The organism is Trueperaceae bacterium, assembly GCA_031581195.1.
GTDB lineage: Bacteria > Deinococcota > Deinococci > Deinococcales > Trueperaceae > SLSQ01.
On sequence record JAVLCF010000048.1, the window covers coordinates 1 to 17,092 of the forward strand.

The 17,092-nt window shown below is 74.8% G+C and carries 17 protein-coding genes; 9 read left to right on the forward strand and 8 right to left on the reverse strand.

Features of this window, described 5'->3' with window-relative positions; translation table 11 throughout:
* The coding region (locus RI554_05955; GenBank protein MDR9391555.1) for a hypothetical protein at positions 1-182 on the reverse strand (182 nt) is incomplete at its 3' end.
* A gap of 94 nt (positions 183-276) precedes the next feature.
* On the opposite strand from RI554_05955, the gene RI554_05960 reads away from it, so the two are divergent.
* Positions 277-1,032, forward strand: coding sequence for a hypothetical protein (locus RI554_05960; GenBank protein MDR9391556.1), 756 nt, complete (start codon positions 277-279; stop codon positions 1,030-1,032).
* Positions 1,029-1,775 (forward strand): metallophosphoesterase, encoded by a 747-nt coding sequence (locus RI554_05965; protein MDR9391557.1) that lies wholly within the window; start codon positions 1,029-1,031, stop codon positions 1,773-1,775. The genes RI554_05960 and RI554_05965 overlap by 4 nt, the downstream gene beginning before the upstream one ends.
* Positions 1,776-1,795: 20 nt before the next feature.
* Here the strand turns inward: RI554_05965 and RI554_05970 are convergent, their stop codons facing one another.
* Genes RI554_05970 through gyrA form a run of 3 tightly spaced genes read right to left on the reverse strand, consistent with a single transcriptional unit; the run spans position 1,796 to position 6,083 of the window.
* Entirely contained in the window at positions 1,796-2,473 is a 678-nt protein-coding gene (locus RI554_05970; protein ID MDR9391558.1) for an ATP-binding cassette domain-containing protein, read from the reverse strand.
* A gap of 11 nt (positions 2,474-2,484) precedes the next feature.
* Entirely contained in the window at positions 2,485-3,444 is a 960-nt protein-coding gene (locus RI554_05975) for a nucleoside hydrolase (GenBank protein MDR9391559.1), read from the reverse strand.
* A complete protein-coding gene (gyrA, locus tag RI554_05980; protein ID MDR9391560.1) occupies positions 3,441-6,083 on the reverse strand; it encodes a DNA gyrase subunit A in 2,643 nt (880 codons plus the stop codon). The genes RI554_05975 and gyrA overlap by 4 nt, the downstream gene beginning before the upstream one ends.
* 175 nt (positions 6,084-6,258) lie before the next feature.
* On the opposite strand from gyrA, the gene purB reads away from it, so the two are divergent.
* The 4 genes from purB to RI554_06000 are packed head-to-tail and all read left to right on the forward strand — an operon-like array spanning position 6,259 to position 9,408.
* A complete protein-coding gene (purB, locus tag RI554_05985; protein MDR9391561.1) occupies positions 6,259-7,578 on the forward strand; it encodes an adenylosuccinate lyase in 1,320 nt (439 codons plus the stop codon).
* Positions 7,575-8,204: a phosphoribosylaminoimidazolesuccinocarboxamide synthase gene (locus RI554_05990; GenBank protein MDR9391562.1), complete on the forward strand. Its 630-nt coding sequence runs from the start codon at positions 7,575-7,577 to the stop codon at positions 8,202-8,204. The genes purB and RI554_05990 overlap by 4 nt, the downstream gene beginning before the upstream one ends.
* On the forward strand, positions 8,201-8,584 hold the full coding sequence (locus RI554_05995; protein ID MDR9391563.1) for a phosphoribosylformylglycinamidine synthase subunit PurS: 384 nt from the start codon (positions 8,201-8,203) through the stop codon (positions 8,582-8,584). The genes RI554_05990 and RI554_05995 overlap by 4 nt, the downstream gene beginning before the upstream one ends.
* Positions 8,581-9,408, forward strand: coding sequence for an alpha/beta fold hydrolase (locus RI554_06000; GenBank protein ID MDR9391564.1), 828 nt, complete (start codon positions 8,581-8,583; stop codon positions 9,406-9,408). Before RI554_05995 ends, RI554_06000 begins: the two co-directional genes overlap by 4 nt.
* Here RI554_06000 and RI554_06005 read toward each other — a convergent pair.
* Genes RI554_06005 through RI554_06015 form a run of 3 tightly spaced genes read right to left on the reverse strand, consistent with a single transcriptional unit; the run spans position 9,405 to position 12,438 of the window.
* Entirely contained in the window at positions 9,405-10,562 is a 1,158-nt protein-coding gene (locus tag RI554_06005) for a class I SAM-dependent rRNA methyltransferase (GenBank protein ID MDR9391565.1), read from the reverse strand. The two genes, RI554_06000 and RI554_06005, sit on opposite strands and share 4 nt — an antisense overlap.
* Positions 10,559-11,284: a uracil-DNA glycosylase gene (locus RI554_06010; GenBank protein ID MDR9391566.1), complete on the reverse strand. Its 726-nt coding sequence runs from the start codon at positions 11,282-11,284 to the stop codon at positions 10,559-10,561. The genes RI554_06005 and RI554_06010 overlap by 4 nt, the downstream gene beginning before the upstream one ends.
* Positions 11,281-12,438 carry a PatB family C-S lyase gene (locus RI554_06015; GenBank protein MDR9391567.1) on the reverse strand — a complete coding sequence of 386 codons (1,158 nt, stop codon included), beginning with the start codon at positions 12,436-12,438 and terminating at the stop codon, positions 11,281-11,283. The genes RI554_06010 and RI554_06015 overlap by 4 nt, the downstream gene beginning before the upstream one ends.
* A 77-nt stretch (positions 12,439-12,515) precedes the next feature.
* Between RI554_06015 and RI554_06020 the strand changes: the two genes are divergently transcribed.
* Together RI554_06020 and fumC are read left to right on the forward strand one after the other, a co-directional pair.
* Positions 12,516-13,490, forward strand: coding sequence for an alpha/beta hydrolase-fold protein (locus RI554_06020; protein MDR9391568.1), 975 nt, complete (start codon positions 12,516-12,518; stop codon positions 13,488-13,490).
* Positions 13,491-13,543: 53 nt separating this feature from the next.
* Positions 13,544-14,929 (forward strand): class II fumarate hydratase, encoded by a 1,386-nt coding sequence (gene fumC / locus RI554_06025; protein MDR9391569.1) that lies wholly within the window; start codon positions 13,544-13,546, stop codon positions 14,927-14,929.
* A gap of 18 nt (positions 14,930-14,947) precedes the next feature.
* On the opposite strand, the gene RI554_06030 is transcribed toward fumC, so the two are convergent.
* Entirely contained in the window at positions 14,948-15,712 is a 765-nt protein-coding gene (locus RI554_06030) for a hypothetical protein (GenBank protein ID MDR9391570.1), read from the reverse strand.
* Between the two features lie 84 nt (positions 15,713-15,796).
* On the opposite strand from RI554_06030, the gene RI554_06035 reads away from it, so the two are divergent.
* Positions 15,797-17,071, forward strand: coding sequence for a PEGA domain-containing protein (locus RI554_06035; GenBank protein ID MDR9391571.1), 1,275 nt, complete (start codon positions 15,797-15,799; stop codon positions 17,069-17,071).
* Positions 17,072-17,092 lie beyond the last annotated feature (21 nt).

Consider the following 17,092-nt stretch of genomic DNA (forward strand, 5'->3'; position numbering starts at 1 on the left):
AGGGGGGTCGTCGGGACGGCGGCGTCCGACGCGTCGGTCGGACTCGTCGGAGGGGCGGGTTGGGCCCCGCCGACGCCCGCGATCAGGGCGGCGAGCGCGACCGCCCGCACGGCGGCCCGCAGCCCCGCCGTCACGGGCCGCGGGTGGGGGGCCGGGGTGCGGGTCCGGGGGGGCGACGCCATGCGTCACGGTACCGCACGCGCGGCGCCGCTCGCGGGGCGTGCGCGGCCCCAGGGGGCGCCTGGGGGGCGCGTGCGGGGTTGCTATGCTCCGCGCATGGAGGAGGCGCAGCAGCTGGCGTTCGTCGCCCCGTTCGACGGGGAGGACGTCGGCTGGCACGTCACCGACGTCGGGGAGGACGGCGGACGCGTGGCGTTGGCGCCGCACGTGCGGGCGGCGGCCTTGCAGGCGCGCCTCGATGCGGTCGTCGGGCCGAGCGGGTGGTCGTTCGCGGTGCGTCCTTGGGGGGACGGGGCGCTCGCGGCGGAGCTGCGCGTCGGGGACGTCACGCGCAGCGCCGTCGTGGCGGTCCGAGGCCGCCCCGGCCTGGCGGAGGACCGGGGGGAGGCGGCGACGGGGGCGGCCTGGACCGCCGCGGCCGCCGGGTTCGGGGTGCGGGTCCCGGTGACGGTGGTGGGGGACGCGTGGGTGGACGCCGACCCCGCGACGGGCGAGCCGCTGTACCCGCCCGAGACCGACGACGTGCCGCCCGACGCCGCGGCGGACCTCCGGGCCGACCCCGGGGCCGCCCCCGCGGAGGCGTCGGAGGGGGCGGATGCGGGGGAGGACGACGTCGCGCGGGGGGCGCGGCCGTTGGCGGCGACCGCCGCCGCCGGCGACGCGGTCGACGCGAAGCCGGAGGTGCAGCGCTGGATCGACAAGCTCGTCGACCGGCTGAGCGAGGAGGGGTTGGGGGTGGAGGCCGCCCGGTTGGTGGCGCAGGCGGGTGGGTACGGCGGGGACGTCGAGGCGAGCCGCGCGCTGTACGCGTCGCTGCGCGACCTCCTCGTCGAGCGCGGTCGCGGGGCGTGATCAAGCTCGTCGCGATCGGGGACGTGCACGCCCGCTTCGAGGTCCTCTGGCGTGCCCTGCGGGCGACGGGGGCGGCGACCGCGGCGTACGAACCGAGCGACGCGGTGATCGAGGGGCGCATCGAGGTGGTCTGTACCGGCGACCTGGTGCACCCGAAGAACGCCGCGGCGTACGGCGCGCTGGTGGGGGTGACGCGCTTCGATCCGGGCGACCAGGAGCACCTGCGGCGGGCCGCGCGGGTGCAGGTGCGGGAGCTACGGCGGGTGCGGCGCTTCGTCGACGCCGCGCAGGGGCACGTCACGATCACGCTCGGGAATCACGACGACGCCGTCGTGCCGCCCCGCCGGGCGCTCGGGAGCGGCCGCATGCCGCACGCGGAGTTCGATCCGGAGCGGGGTGGGGAGGCGTTGCCGGACGACCTGGTGGCGTGGTTCGCGTCGTTCCCGCGCGCCTGGTCGCGGGACGGGGTGCAGGTGGCGCACGCCGGCCCCACGCCGGGCATGCAGACGTTCGACGACTTCTTCTACGGCGATCCCGCCGTCAAGACCTGGTGGTACGCCACGCCCGACCTGGTGCGGCAGACCGGACACCGGTTCGGCGTGTACGGCCACACCGTGATGCGCGACGGGATCCACCTCGATGCGGCGGCGGGCGTCGCGATGATCGATGCGTTGGATCGCGGGGAGGTGCTCGAGGCGATGCTCGATGCCGACCGCCTCGACGTGCGCGTCACGACCGTCTGAGGGGGCGTGCCGGGGCGTCGCTACAGGGCGTAGCCGCCCTGCGGGTCGTCGCGCACGAGTTCGCCGCCGCGCAGCACGAGGGTGCGGCGGCGGAGGCGATCGACGAGCTCCCTCGAGTGCGTCGCGACGAGGATCGTGGTGCCGCGGATGTTGACGTCGTTCAGCAGCTCCAGGATCTCCCAACTCGTGTCGGGATCGAGGTTCCCCGTCGGTTCGTCGCACAGCAGCAGCGGCGGGTTCGTCACCAACGCCCGACCGATGGAGACGCGTTGTTGTTCGCCCATCGAGAGTTCGATCGGGTAGGCCTTGCGCTTGTGCGCCAAACCGACCTGGCGCAGCACCTGCAGGGCGCGCTGTTCCAGGTTCCCGCGGGTCCCCGACGCGCGGAGGGCGAACTCGAGGTTCTCCAGCGCCGAGAGGTTCGGCAGCAGCGCGTGGTCCTGGAACACCATGCCGATCGCGCGGCGCAGCAGCGGGAGGCGGCGTTCGGGGAGGCGGGCGAGGTCCTGCCCGCTGACCGAGACGCGTCCCTCGGTGGGCAGCATCTGGCGGAGCATCAGCGACAGGAGCGTCGATTTGCCCGCGCCGCTGTGCCCCGTGACGTACACGAATTCGCCCTTGCGGACCTCGAAGTCGACGTCCTTCAGGGCGTGCACGTGCGTGCGCGGGAAGGTCTTCGTGACCCGCTCGAAGCGCACGACCGCCACCCTCAACCCCCGTTCGAGAGCGTCGCGACGGCGTCGCGGAGCCGCACCCAGGCGGCGTCGGCGTCGAGGTCGACGCCGACGCTCGCGGTGGCGGGGAGGCGGTCGGCGATCTCGCGTTGGTCGCAGAGCGTCATGCCGCGCGTGTGCCGGCCTGCGGTCTCGACCCGGACGTGGAGCGCTTCGGTGTCGAACAGCTCCGGGTCGCTCACGAGCAGGACCGCGAGCGGGTCGTGCATCGGGGCGGACGCCAGGCCGCTGCGGCGTTCGTACGCGCCGAGGAACGCCTCGAGCAACTCCGCGGCGAACGTCGCGACCTCGCCGCCGGCGGCGCGAAGCTCCGCGACGTGGGGCGCCCCGAGGCGGAAGCGGTGCGTGAGGTCGAGGCCGGCCATGAGGATGCGCGCGCCGCTCTCGAAGGTCGCGGCGGCCGCCTCGGGGTCGGCGAGGATGTTGAACTCCGCGGCGGGGGTGGTGTTCCCGAACGTGCGCGAGCCGCCCATGACCGAGATCCCCTTCAGGCGGCGGGGCAGGTCGGGATCGAGGCGGAGGGCGAGGGCGACGTTCGTGAGGGGGCCGGTCGCAACGAGCCACAGGCCGCCCTGCGCCTCCTCGCGTTTCGCGGCGGCCACGATTGCCTCCGCGGCGGGGGTCGCGTCGACGGGGCTGCGGGGGGTGCGTGGGGCGGGCCCCGCGAGGCCGCTGGCGCCGTGGATGTCGGGGGCGTGGAGCGGTTCGCCGACCAGGGGGCCGGCGGCGCCGCGGTGGAGCGGCGCGTCGAGGCGCGCCAGGTCCCGAATCACGCGGGCGTTGTGGGTGGTGGCGTCGAGCCCGACGTTGCCGGACACGGTGCTGAGGCCGACGAGGTCGGTGTGGACGGCGGCGTAGAACAACGCGAAGGCGTCGTCGTGCCCCGGGTCGCCGTCCCACCAGACCCGGGGGCGGGCCCCGGGGGCGGCGCTCACGCGTCGTCCTCGGCGCCGCCCCCGTCGCGCACGTCGTTTCCGTCGAGCAGGTCCTCTTCGTCGAACAGTGGGGCGGCGTCGGGCGCGTCGGCCGGGGGCGCGTCGGTCGGGACGGCGTCGGTCGGGGCCTGCGCCGTCGCCGCGTCGCGGGGGACGGCGGGCACGGCGGAGGCGGCCTCCGCGGCGTTGACCTCCTCGCCGACCTCGTCGATCTGGTCCTCGGCCAGCATGACGAGCGCCGAGACGACGCGGTCGGCGGCCCCGAGCTTCATGATCGTCACGCCCTGGCTGGAGCGACCGTAGCTGCTGACCTGCCCGACGGTCGTGCGGATGACGGTGCCGCCCTCGGAGAGGCACAACAGCTCTTCGTCGCCGGTCGTCGGGGTGAGGCTGACGAGCGGGCCGGTCCGTCCCGTGACGCGGAGCGTGATGACGCCCACGCCGCCCCGCCCGCGCCGCGGGTACTCGCTCACCGGCGTGCGTTTGCCGTAGCCGCGTTCGCTGACGGCGAGGAGTTGGGTGGCGTCTTCGTCGCTGGGCGCGATCGTCGCGAGGCTGACGACGGCGTCGTCGTCGCGGAGGCGGATGCCGATCACGCCCTGCGTGGCGCGGCCGGTTTCGCGGGCGGCGCTCTCCTCGAAGCGGATCGCCTGCCCGTCGCGGGTCGCGAGCACCACGTCGTGTTCGCCCTCCGTCATGCGGACCGCGACGAGTTCGTCGCCCTCGACGAGGTTGATGGCGATCAGGCCGGCGACGTTGATGTTGGCGTAGTCCCGGATCGCGGTGCGTTTGATGAGGCCGCGCCGCGTCGCGAAGACGAAGTACCCGTCGCGCTCGAAGTCGGGGATGGCGAGGACCGTCTGGACGGTCTCGTCGTCCTCGAGCGGGAGGATGTTGCGGATGTGGCTGCCGCGCGCGGCGCGTTCCGCTTCGGGCAGGTCGTAGATCTTCTCCCGGTAGACGCGCCCCCGGTCGGTGAAGAACGCCAGGTAGTCGTGCGTCGAGCCGACCAGCAGCAGGTCGTTGACGTCGTCCTCCTTCGCCTGCTGGCCCTTCACGCCCTTCCCGCCGCGCCCCTGCGCGCGGTAGGCGGACAGCGGCGTGCGCTTGAGGTACCCGCCGCGCGTGAGGGTGACGACCATCGCCGCTTCGGCGATCAGGTCCTCCTTGCCGATCTCGTCGGACAGGACCCCGATCTGGGTGCGGCGTTCGTCCCCGAACCGCCGTTGCACCTCCCGCAGTTCGCTTTCCACGACGCCCCAGAGTTCGTTCTCGTCACCGAGGATCGCCTTGAGTCGCGCGATGGTCTGCTGCAGCTCGGCGTACTCCTCCTCGATCTTCTGCCGTTCGAGGCCGGTGAGGCGCTGCAGGCGCATGTCGAGCACCGCCTGCGCCTGCGCTTCGCTCAGCCCGAAGCGCTCCATGAGCCCTTCGCGGGCGGTCGACGCGTCGGGGGAGTTGCGGATGAGGGTGATGACCTCGTCGAGGTTGTCGAGGGCGATGAGGTAGCCCTCGAGGACGTGCGCGCGTTCCTCGGCCTTGCGGAGTTCGAAGGCGCTACGGCGCTCGACGACCTCGGCGCGGTGGTCGAGGTAGTGCCGCATCGTGTCCTTGAGGGACAACAGCTTCGGGGACCGCCCGACGATGAGGACGTTGTTGATCGCGAAGGTGCTCTGCAGCTGGGTGTACTTGTACAGCTGGTTGAGGACCAGTTCGGGGAGGGCGCCGCGCTTGAGTTCGAACACGATGCGCATGCCCTGCCGGTCGGACTCGTCGCGAATGTTCGAGATCGTGTCGATCTTGCCGTCGCGCACGAGCTTCGCCGCGGTCTGGATGAGGCTGGTCTTGTTGACCTGGTAGGGGATCTCGGTGACGACGATCTGCGGTTTCTTGTCGCCCTTCTCGATGCGGACGCGGCCGCGCACGCGGATCGACCCGCGCCCGGTTTCGTACGCCTGGCGGATCCCCTCGTGCCCGATGATCCCGCCGGTCGGGAAGTCGGGGCCCTTGACGTGCTCCATCAGCGCGTCGAGCGACAGGTTCTTGTCGTGGATCAACGCCACGAGCCCGTCGACGATCTCGGTCAGGTTGTGCGGCGCGATGTTCGTCGCCATCCCGACGGCGATGCCGGACGCGCCGTTGACCAGCAGGTTCGGCAGCGACGAGGGCAGGACCTCCGGCTCGCTCGTGGTGCCGTCGAAGTTCTCGAGGACGTCGACGGTCTCCTTGTCGATGTCCTCGAGCAGGGTCTCGGCGACCTTCGTGAGGCGTGCTTCGGTGTAGCGGTAGGCGGCGGCGGGGTCGCCGTCGATCGAGCCGAAGTTCCCCTGGCCGTCGATCAGCGGGTAGCGCACGTTCCACGGTTGCGCCATGCGGACCATCGCCTCGTACACGGCGGAGTCGCCGTGCGGGTGGTACTTCTTGATGACCTCGCCGACGACCCCGGCGCTCTTGGAGTACTTGCGGTTGCTGGCGAGCCCCTCCTGATCCATCGCGTAGAGGATGCGGCGCTGCACCGGCTTGAGGCCGTCGCGGACGTCGGGCAGCGCCCGGTCGACGATGACCGACATGGCGTAGTTGATGAAACTCGTTTTGATCTCGTCCGTCAGCGCGACGGACACCACGTGACCTTCGTTCAAGGGGAAGCCTCCTTCGACGTGCGCCCGGCGGCGCGACGCCGCGGATGTCCTTCGAGTGTACCACCCCCACCGCCCGCACGGGCCCGACCGGGGGCGCGAGGACGCGTCCCCGACGGCGCTTCTCCCGGACGCCCCCGGTCCGGGGAGGGGGCCGACGCGTGGTAGCGTCCCGGCCATGATCGACCGCTACGCCACCCCCGAGATGCGCGAGCGCTGGAGCGACCGCGCGCGGCTGCGTCGCTGGTGGCGGGTCGAACTCGCCGCCGTCCGCGCCTGGGAGGCGCGCGGCGACGTGCCCGCCGGCACCGCCGACGCCCTCGACGCCGCCGAACGCGCCCACCCGCTCGACGACGCCTTCGTCGCGCGCGTCGCGGAGATCGAGCGCGACACCCGCCACGACGTCGTCGCCTTCACCCGCGCCCTCTCCGAACGGTTCGGGGCGGACGCCCGCTGGATCCACATGGGCCTCACCTCCACCGACGTCGTCGACACCGCGCAGAACCTCGCGCTCGTCGACGCGATCGACGACGTCGCCGCCGACCTCGCCGCGGTCCGCGCGCAGCTGCGGACCCTCGCCGACCGCCATCGCGACACCCTCACGATCGGCCGTAGCCACGGCGTGCACGCCGAACCCATGCCGTTCGGCGTGAAGTGGCTCGGGTTCGACGCCGCCGCGGAGCGCGACGAGGGGCGCCTCGCCCGCGCGCGGGAGGCGGTCGGCGTCGCGATGTTGTCGGGGTCGGTCGGGACGTACGCGCACGTCCCACCGGACGTCGAGGCGCACGCCGCCGCCGCCCTCGACCTGACGCCCGACCCCCTCAGCACGCAGGTCGTGGCGCGCGACCGGCACGCGGAGCTGCTGAGCGCGTTGGCGCTCGTGGGCACGACGATCGAGCGCATCGCGCTCGAGGTCCGCCACCTCCAACGCAGCGACGTCCGCGAGGTGCGCGAGGGGTTCGCGCCCGGCCAGACCGGGTCGTCCTCGATGCCGCACAAGAAGAACCCGATCGCGTCGGAGAACCTGACCGGCGTCGCGCGCCTCCTGCGGGGCTTCGTCGGTCCCGCCCTCGAGGACGTCGCGCTGTGGCACGAGCGCGACATCAGCCACAGCTCCGTCGAGCGGGTGGTGCTGCCCGACGCGACGACCCTCGCGAGCTACGCCCTGCGCCGCACCGCGACGCTGCTCGAACGGCTGGTGGTCGACGCCGCCCGCATGCGCGCGAACGTCGACGCCCTGCACGGCCTCGTGTACAGCCAAGCGGCGCTGCACGCCCTGCTGCGGACCGGCCTGACGCGGGAACGCGCCTACGACCTCGTCCAGCGCGCCGCCCTCCGCGCGTGGGAGGGGGAGGGCACGCTGCAGGACCTGCTCGCCGCCGACCCCGACGTGACCCTCACCGACGCCGAGCTCGCGGCGGCGTTCGACCCCGCGCCGTACCTCGCGCACGTCGACGCCCTCTACGCGAGGCGGGGCCTCCCGCGGGAGGGCGCGTGACGTTCGCGGCCGCCCCCCTCGACGGCGTGACGCTGGACCGCGACGCCGCGGAACCCCGGTGGCGCGCCACGTACGCGCCGGGCGACGCGGCGCCCGCCGCCCGCCTGTTCGGCGCCTGCGACGCCGCGGGCGTCGCGACCGCCTTCGGCGAGCGCGACGGGGACGTCCTCCTGGGGCGCGCCGCCGCGTCCGAGGCGCCCCACGTCCTGGGGGCGGTCGTCCGCAACCGCGCCGCCGGCGCCTTCGCGGCGCGGTACGGCGTCGAGGTCGGTCGCGACCTCGACCCGCGCGTCGTCGAGTGGCGGCTCGAGGTGGCGGCCCTCGGTCGGCCGCTCTGCAACGACGCGACCGCCGTCGCGATCGGCGCGGTGGACGAGCACGACCTCGAGGGGGCGTGGGAGGCGAGCGTCGCGGTGAACGAGGCGCTCGGCCCGTGGCTGGAGGCGCGAGGTCTCGACCTCGCGGAGCTGGCGCTCCGTTTCGCCCGAGGCGAGGACGGCGCATGGGTCGTGCTCGGGCCGTTCACGCCCGCCTCGCTCACGCTGTGGGACCTGGACGCCGACGAGGACGCCACGCCCGTCCCGCGCGACGTCGCCGCCGCCCGGATCCTGGAGGATCCGGCGTGAGCGTCCGGACGCGGGCCCACGTCACCCTCGCGGCGCGGGCCGGCGCCCCGGATCCCGACGCCGACGCCGCCCGCGCCGCCCTGCGCGCGGTCGGTGCCGACGGCGTCCTCGACGTCGCGGCGGGCCGCATCGTGGTGTTCGACCTCGCGGGCGCGCCGGAGGCGGTCGCCGGCGAGGTCCGGCGCCTCGCCGACGCCCTGGTGCGCGATCCCGAGCTCGAGGTCGCCGACGTCGCGCTCGAGGCGCTGGATCCGGACGCCCCCGACGCCCTCGGGGCGGAGGGGGTGCAGGCGGACGGGTTCGAGACGGACGGTTCCGAGGCGGACGGTTCCCAGGCAGAGGCGCCCGACGGGGCCCGGCCCGACGGCGGGGCGACGTGAGCGACGCGCCGTACGAGGCGGTCGTGCCGGCCGACGGCAGGCGGGTCGGGCGGGCCTTGTTCGTGCACGGCTTCGCCGAGCACGCCGGCCGCTACCGCCCCTTCGCCGAACGTCTCGCCGCCGCTGGCGTCGAAACGACGCTGCTGGACCTCCCGGGCCACGGACGGAGTCCCGGGCCCCGCGGACGCATCGACGACGCCGAGGCGCTCGTGGACCGGCTCGCGGCCCGCCTGGCGGACCTCGGGCGGGACGGCACGCCCGTCGCCGCCCTCGGCCACAGTTTCGGGGGGGCGCTCCTCCTGCGCGCCGCCCAACGCCCCGGGCACGACACGCGCATCGTGGCGGTCACCGGCCCCTACCTCGCGAGCGCCCTCGCGACGCCCGCGTGGCTGCTGGCGCTCGTGGGCGCCGCCTCCCGGGTCGCGCCGGGCCTCCGGACCCGCCCCGTCCCGTCCGGCACCGTCTCGGGCGTCCGCGACGAGGTGGAGGCGTACGACCGCGACCCGCTCGTCGATCGGGGCGGCGTCCGCCTTGCGTCGCTCCGGGAGTTGCACGCCCTCGGGCCCCGCGTCCTCGCCGATGCGGCACGGACCCGCGTCCCGGTCGTGATCGTCCACGGTGCCGACGACGCCCTCGCCGCGGTCGAAGGGAGTCGCGCCTTCGCCGCCGCCTCCGGCGCGGCGGAGGTGGACCTGCACGTCGTCCCGAACGGCGCGCACGACCTGCTGCACGACGTCGCGGCGACGGACGTCGCCGCGCGGCTCCTGCAGGCGGTGCGGGCGGCGGGCGTGGCCCGCCCGAGCGGGGCGGCGGCGCCCGGCTAGGGGGCGGGCGCCTCGAACACGAGGCACTTCAGGTACCGCCCCTCGGGGAACGTCGGGAGGACCGGGTGGTCGAGGGGCTGCCTGCCCCGCTCGGCGAGGCGGAGGTCCACGCCGGCGTCCTCGAGGCCGCCGCGGACGGCGGCTTCGAAGGCGGCCGGCGCGACCTGCGCGGTGCACGACGCCGTCGCCAGGACCCCGCCGGGCGCCAGCAGCGACGCCGCCCCCGCGTTGAGGCGGCGGTAGGCGCGGACCGCCCGCGCCCGCTGCGCCTTGCGCCGCGCGAGCGAGGGCGGATCGAGGATCACCAGGTCGAAGCGTTCCCCGGCGGCCGCCAGGTCGGGGAGGAGCGCGAAGACGTCCGCCTCCAACGCCCGGTGGCGGGCGGGATCCAGGTCGTTCGCGGCGACGTTGCGCTCGGCATCCCGCAGGGCGGGGCCGGCGACGTCGACCGTCCACGCCTCGCGGGCTCCCCCCGCGAGCGCCGCGACGCTGAACCCCCCGGCGTACCCGAACAGGTTCAGGACGCGCGCGCCCTCCGCGCGGTCGCGGATGCGGCGCCGGTGCTCGCGGTGGTCGAGGAACAGGCCGGTCTTCTGGCCCTCGCGGAGGTTCGCGAGGAAGCGCAGGCCGTGCTCGCGCACCGTCACCTCGGGTGGGGGCGCCTCGCCGGCCAGGACCTCGAGGTCGCCGTCCACGCGCCGCACGACGCCCTTGAGGCGCGCGGCGCGCAGCAGCGCCTTCGCGATGCGCGGCAGGCGCCCCTCGAGGGCGGCGGCGTGCAGCTCGACGACCGCGTGGCGGCCGTAGCGATCCGCCACGAGGCCGGGAAGGCCGTCCCCCTCCCCGAACACCAGCCGGTAGGCGGTGTGGCCCGCCTCGCGGAGCGGGGCGCGGGCCGCGACCGCCCGCTCGATCGCGGCCTCCCACCAGCGTTCGTGCGGGGGCACCCCCCACGTCACCAGCCGCACGCCGATCGCGCCCGACGCGTCGTAGAGCCCGAACGCCACCTCGGGCCCCGCCTCGACGCGCACGAGCTCGCCCCCCTGCAGGCCGTGGCGCGGGAGGGCGTCGCGGTAGATCCACGGGTGGCGGGAGGTGAGGACCGACGCGAACGCCGGCCCGAGGTGCAGCGTCGCGGCCGGGCCTTCGCTCACGCCACGCTCGCGAGCGCCTTCGCGCGCGCCAGGACGGCGTCCATCATGGCGGGCGTGAGCCGGCCCGTGTTCGTGTTCTGGAAGCTCGGGTGGTAGCCGTCCACCAGCACGTGCGCCGCGCCGCCGGGGTAGGCGGCCGGCAGGTCGTGCACCGCGCCGTGCGCGAACGGGTGGCGGGCCTTCACGACCGGCGCGCCGCGCGCGGCGAGGCGATCGAGGTAGGCGGCGTGCGCGAACGCCCCGAACGCCAGCACGACCCGCAGGTCGGGCAGGTGCGCGAGGTCGTCCTCCAGCCACGGCCGGCACGCCGCCGCCTCGGCCCGCGTGGGCTTGTTGCCCGGCGGGACGCACCGCACGGCGGCGGTGATCCACGTACGCCGCAGCTGCAGGCCGTCGTGCCGCCCCTCGCTGTCGGGGCGGTCGGCGAGGCCGGCGCGGTGCAGGGCGGGGAACAGGAAGGCGCCCGACGCGTCGCCGGTGAACTGGCGACCGGTCCGGTTGGACCCGTGCGCGCCCGGCGCCAACCCCAGGATCGCGAGGCGCGCGCCGCGGTCCCCGAACCCGGGCACCGGCGCACCCCAGTACGTCTCGTGCCGGTAGCTCGCGCGCTTGTCGCGCGCGACCGCCTCGCGGTGCGCGACGAGCCGCGGGCAGCGCCGGCAGGTGCGCAGGGCGTCGGGCAGGTGCTCGACGGTGCCGCCCCCGTCGACCGGGTCGCTCACGCCTCGCGCAGGGCGCGCTCGATGCGGTCCAACGCGTCGTCGACGATGCCGCGCGACGTCGCGAAGTTCAGGCGGGCGAAGCCCGCACCGGCCGGCCCGAACGACGCGCCGTCGTTCAGCGCCAGGCGGGCGCGGTCCCGCAGCAGGCCGGCGGGATCCTCGGCGAGCGGCGTGTCGCGAAAGTCGAGCCAGGCGAGGTACGTCGCCTCCGGCGCGTGGTGGCGGACGCCCGGCATCGCCGCGACGCGCGCCGCGACGTGATCGCGGTTGCCCTTCAGGTACGCCAGCGTGTCCTCGAACCAGGCGTCGGCGTCGCGCACGGCGGCGAGGGCGCCCCATTGCGACACCGCCGGCGCCGGCATCGCCACGCCGAACGCCGCGGCCTTGAAGCGCGCCAGGACGTCGGGGTCCTCCGCGATCGCGAAGCCGATCTTCAGGCCGGCGAGGTTGAACGCCTTCGTCGGCCCGATCAGCGTCACCGTCCGCTTCGCGATCTCGGGGGAGAGCGACGCGAAGGGGGTGTGCGTCGGCCCGAAGTTCAGGTCGGCGTGCAGTTCGTCGCTGACGACGAACAGGCGGTGATCCAGGACGCGGGACGCGAGCGTCTCGAGCTCGTTCACGTCGAACACCCGACCGGTCGGGTTGTGCGGGTGGCACAGCATCAACAACCGCGACGACGGCGTGATGGCGGCGTCCAGCGCGCCTTCGTCGAGGCGGTAGCCCTCCCCGTCGTCGCGCAGGTCGACCGACTGAAACGTCCGGCCCTGGTTCTCGGTCGCGAGGCGGAACGGCGGGTAGACCGGGGTGGGCGCGACGACGCCGTCGCCCTGCGCGGCGAACGCCTTCACGGCGGTGTAGAGGCCGGCGACGGTGCCGGGCGTGATCCAGATCGCCTCGGGGTCGACCGTCCAGCCCTGCCGTCGCGCGAGGCGGTCGGCGACCGCCTCGCGCAGCCCGGGAATGCCGGTCCATTCGGGGTAGCCGAACGTGTCGCCGTCGGCGAACGCCTTCAGGGCCTCGCGGATGGGGGTGGCGACGGGGAAGTCCATGTCGGCCACCCAGAGGGGGAGGACGTCGTCGTCGTACGCCCGCCACTTCAGGAGTGGCCGACGCCGAAGCCCGTCGGCGTCCAGCGCGTCGTAGGGATGCGTCATGGCCGGACGATAGCAGGCCCCCCGCCGCCCCGCCGCGGGGGCGCGCGGCGGCGTCCGGCAGCGGGTAGGGTCGGGGCATGCACCTGACGATCGCCGTGCCGGCGTGGGCGCGCAGCTGGCTGTCGGACCACACCGACATGCACCGCCGGGAGCGACCCGTCGACCCCGCCACCACGCCCGTCCTGGAGGTGGACCTGCCCGACGACGCGTACTACGAGTACGCCTTCCGCGACGCCGACGGCCGCGTCCGGGCGGACCCCGCACGGCCGGAGCGCGCGGAGAACTCCTGGTACGACGCGGTCACCGCGGTCCGCGGCCCCGCCTACGCCCCGCACCCGCTGGCCGCACCCGACGCGGAACCGACCGGGACCCTCCGCCGCCTCCGGGTGGACGCCGGAGCCACGGCGCCGCGCCGCGTGGCGCTGTACGAGCCGGCCGACCTGGCCGGCCCCGCCCCGCTCGTGGTGGCGCACGACGGCACCGCCTACCTGCGCGTCGCCCGCCTCCCCGCCGTCCTGGACGCGCTGATCGCGGCGGGCCGCGTGCCGCCGGTCCGCGTCGCGTTCCTCGACCCCCGGACGCCCGCCGTCCGCACCGAGGAGTACGGGTACGCCGACGCCTACCAGGAGGCCCTCGCCCAGTTCGTGCTACCCGCCCTCCGGCGCGAAGCGGAGGCGAACACGCTGTACGCGCTCGGAGCGTCGCTCGGGGGGCTCGCCTGGTTCGAGGCCGCCTGGCGCGACCCGGCGGCGTTCGCCGGACTGGCGCTGCAATCCCCCGCGTTCCTCGGGACGCCCCGCGACCGCCGCTTCCACGGCCTCGAGGCCAGCTGGCCGCTGGAGGTCCTCACCCGCCGTGATGGGCCGCTCCCGTGGCGCGTGTCGCAGGAGGTGGGGACGTTCGATTGGTTGCACGACGTCAACGCCCGCGCTGCGGACGCGTTCGCGGCGCGGGCCGCGGCGCACCGCTTCGCGGTGCGTTCGGCGGGGCACAACTGGACGTTCTGGCGCGACGGCCTCCCCGACGCGCTCACCTTCCTGCTGGCGCCCTGACGCCGCAGGGGCGTCGCGATCGGGCGGCGCGAGGCCGCGGTAGCATGACGTTCATGAGCGACTTCCGCATCGAACGCGACACGCTCGGCGAGGTGCGCGTCCCCGCCGACCGCTACTGGGGCGCGCAGACCCAACGTTCGCTCGGCAACTTCCCGATCGGGGGGCCGGAGCAACGCATGCCGATCGAGATCGTGCACGCCTTCGCGGTCCTGAAGAAGGCCGCGGCGCGCGTCAACGCCGACCTCGGGGTCCTGGATCGCGCGAAGGCGGACGCGATTCACGAGGTGTGCGACGAAATCGCGTCGGGCGCCCTCGATGATCACTTCCCGCTCGTCACCTGGCAGACCGGGTCGGGGACGCAATCGAACATGAACGTCAACGAGGTCGTCGCCAACCGCGCCATCGAGGCGCTGGGCGGCGAGGTGGGCAGCAAGGACCCCATCCACCCGAACGACGACGTGAACGCGTCGCAATCGAGCAACGACACCTTCCCGACCGCGATGCACCTCGCCGCCGTCGAGGCGATCGAGCGGATGCGGCCCCAGGTCGCCGCGCTCGCGGCGACCTTGCGCGCCAAGGCCGAGGCGTACGACGACGTCGTCAAGATCGGGCGGACGCACCTCATGGACGCCACCCCGCTCACCCTCGGGCAGGAGTTGTCGGGGATGGCGACGCAACTCGAGCACGGCCTCGCGGCGGTCGAGAAGGCGCTGCCCCCGCTCCACGCGTTGGCGCTCGGAGGGACGGCGGTCGGGACCGGCCTGAACGCGCCCGAGGGGTTCGCCGGGCGCGTCGCGAGCGCGATCGCGGAGGCGACCGGCCGCCCGTACGTCGCGGCGGAGAACCCCTTCGAGGCGCTGTCGGCGCACGACGCGATCGTGGAGGCGTCGGGCGCCCTGAAGCGCTTGGCGGTGTCGGCGCTGCACGTCGGCAACGCCATCCGCATGCTGGCGTCGGGCCCGCGGACCAGCATCGGCGAGATCACCATTCCCGCCAACGAACCCGGCTCCTCGATCATGCCGGGCAAGGTCAACCCGACGCAGGCGGAGGCGCTCACGATGGTCGCCGCGCAGGTGATCGGCAACGACGCGACGGTCGCGTTGGCCGGCACGCACGGGCACTTTCAGTTGAACGTCTTCAAGCCGGTCATGATCCGCAACCTGCTCGAGTCGGCGCGGCTTCTGGGGGACGCCTGCGCGTCGTTCGACGAACGCTGCGCGCGCGGCATCGAACCGAACCGCGAACGCATCGCGATGCACCTCGAGAACTCCCTGATGCTCGTGACCGCCCTGAATCCGGTCGTCGGCTACTACAAGGCGGCGGAGATCGCGCAGAAGGCGCACGCGGAGGGCACGACCCTCAAGGAGGCGGCGTTGGCGCTCGGGTACCTCGACGAAGCGACGTTCGACGCCGCGGTGCAGCCCGAACGCATGGTGTGAGGCGGGGAACCCGGCCGGTCAGTCGCCGCCGCGCTCGTCGATGACCTCCGCCCCCTCGGGGAGGTAGGTCACCTCCTCGCGCGTCAAGCCGACGTTCGTCTCCAGGTTCTCGAACGCCAGGTCCGCCACCAGGGCCCCGTCGGGCCCGAACACCCGGAGGGCGCGCGGCAGCGTCGTCGCGTCGGGCACCACCAACTCCACCCGACCGACCTGCAGGCCGTCCCCCTCGGGACGCAACGTCACGACCCGAGCCGGGCCGTCGTCGCTCGCGCTGGTCGTGACGTCGGTCGCGACGAACCCCTCGAACCACGCGTTCGGGTCGAGGGTCGGGTCGAGCGAGGCGACGTCGAGGTCCGGCAGGGTCCCCCCGAACGCGTCGGGGTCGCCGGCGTCGAACAGGGTCACCTGGTGGGTCAGGAAGGCGTAACTCGCGAACGTGTCGCCGTCGAGGACCAGCATGTTGTCCGCGACGGCGTCGGGCTGCAGCACGTAGGCGCTCAACGCGCGCGCTTCGGGGAGCGCCAACAGCTCCACCTCGAGGCTCAGCTCCCCGCCCGACGCGTCGATCAGGCGCCCCGTCAGGAGGAGGGACGCGTCCTCCACCGCCGCTGCGGCGTCGGCGACGCGGTTCAGCAGCGCTTCGGCGTCGGGGTCGGGCGTGACCTGGGCGGTGGCGGCCCCGGCCAGCGCGAGCGCGAGGCCGGCGGCGAGGACGGCGCGGCGGACGGCGGCGAGGCGGCCCGGCCGGCGCGCGGGGGAGGGAACGGCGGGGGCGTGGGACACGGGCGAAGGGTACCCCGCGCGTGCGCTCCGCGGCGGATGCCGGCACACCCCGGTGCTATCTTCGCGGCCGAGAGGAGGCCCCTCGTGCACCCCTTCGCCCCGTTCCGCTCCACCCCCCGCCCGCGCGCCGCGGGCGCCCCGTGCCTCGTGGCGTTCGTCCTCGCCGCCGTCGCCGGCCTCGCGGCCGCGCAGGACGTCCGTCTCGATCCACAGGCGATCGTCGTGAACCCCGACCCCGCCTTCGGGGTCGAGGTGACCCTCGATCGCGGCGGCGCCCTCCCGGCCTACGAGGTCGGCGACCCCATCGAGGTCACCGTCCGCGCGACCCGCGACGCGTGGGTGTACCTGTACTCCGTCGAGCCCGACGGGCGCGTGCAGCAGATCGTTCCGAACCGCTACGAGGGGTCGCTGCGGCTGCGCGCCGGCGAGCGCGTCACGGTGCCGGGCGAGGGCGCCGGGTACCGCTTCGCGGTCGATCCGCCCTACGGCGTGTCCCTCGTCCTGGCGATCGCCAGCCGCGCGGAGCTCGACGTCGCCCCCCTCGCGCGGTTCGAGGGCGACGCGGCGTTCGCGCAGAGCGACGTGGGGGTCGGCGGCTTCCAACGGCGCGTCGAGACGCTCCTGCAGCGCGTCGCGCAGGACGCCTGGGCGTCGGGCAGCGTGGGCTACCGCGTCGTCGACGCGGATCGCGCGCGCGGCGAGGCGACGTTGTCGGTCGTGTCCGATCCCGACGGCGCGGAGGTGTACCTCGACGGCACCTACCAGGGCCGCACGCCGCTGCGCGTCGTGACCGACGCCGGCGTGCGGACCGTCACCGTGACGCGCGAGGGGTACCTCACCGAACGCCGCACCGTGCGGCTCCTGCAGGGGGGCGGGGAACGCGTCGCGTTCGACCTCACGCGCGCCGCGCGGGACGGTCGGCTCGACGTGGCCTCCCGGCCGTCCGGCGCGGAGGTGTACGTCGGCGGCGTGTACCAGGGCCGCACCCCGCTGAGGGGGCTGCCGTTCGCGCCCGGCACGTACGACGTCCGCGTCGAGCGCGGCGGCTACGCGCCGGCGACCCGCACCGTCACGATCCGCGGCGGCGCGACCGTCGATCTCGACGTCGTGCTGCGACGCGAGGGCGGCACGCTGGACGTCCGCGGGGAGGTGCCGGGCAGCGTCGTGTTCCTCGACGGGCGGCGCGTCGGGACGCTCGCCGGCGGAGCGGCGTCGCTCCGCATCGACGACGTCCCGGCCGGCGTGGCGGAACTCACCGTCGTCGCGCCCGGCTACGCGACGGTCGTGCGCCGCGTCGACGTGCCGGCCGGGGTCGCGCGCGACGTCGCGCTGCGGCAGGACCGCCTGCCGGAACGATAGACTGGTCCTCCATGGCTCCCG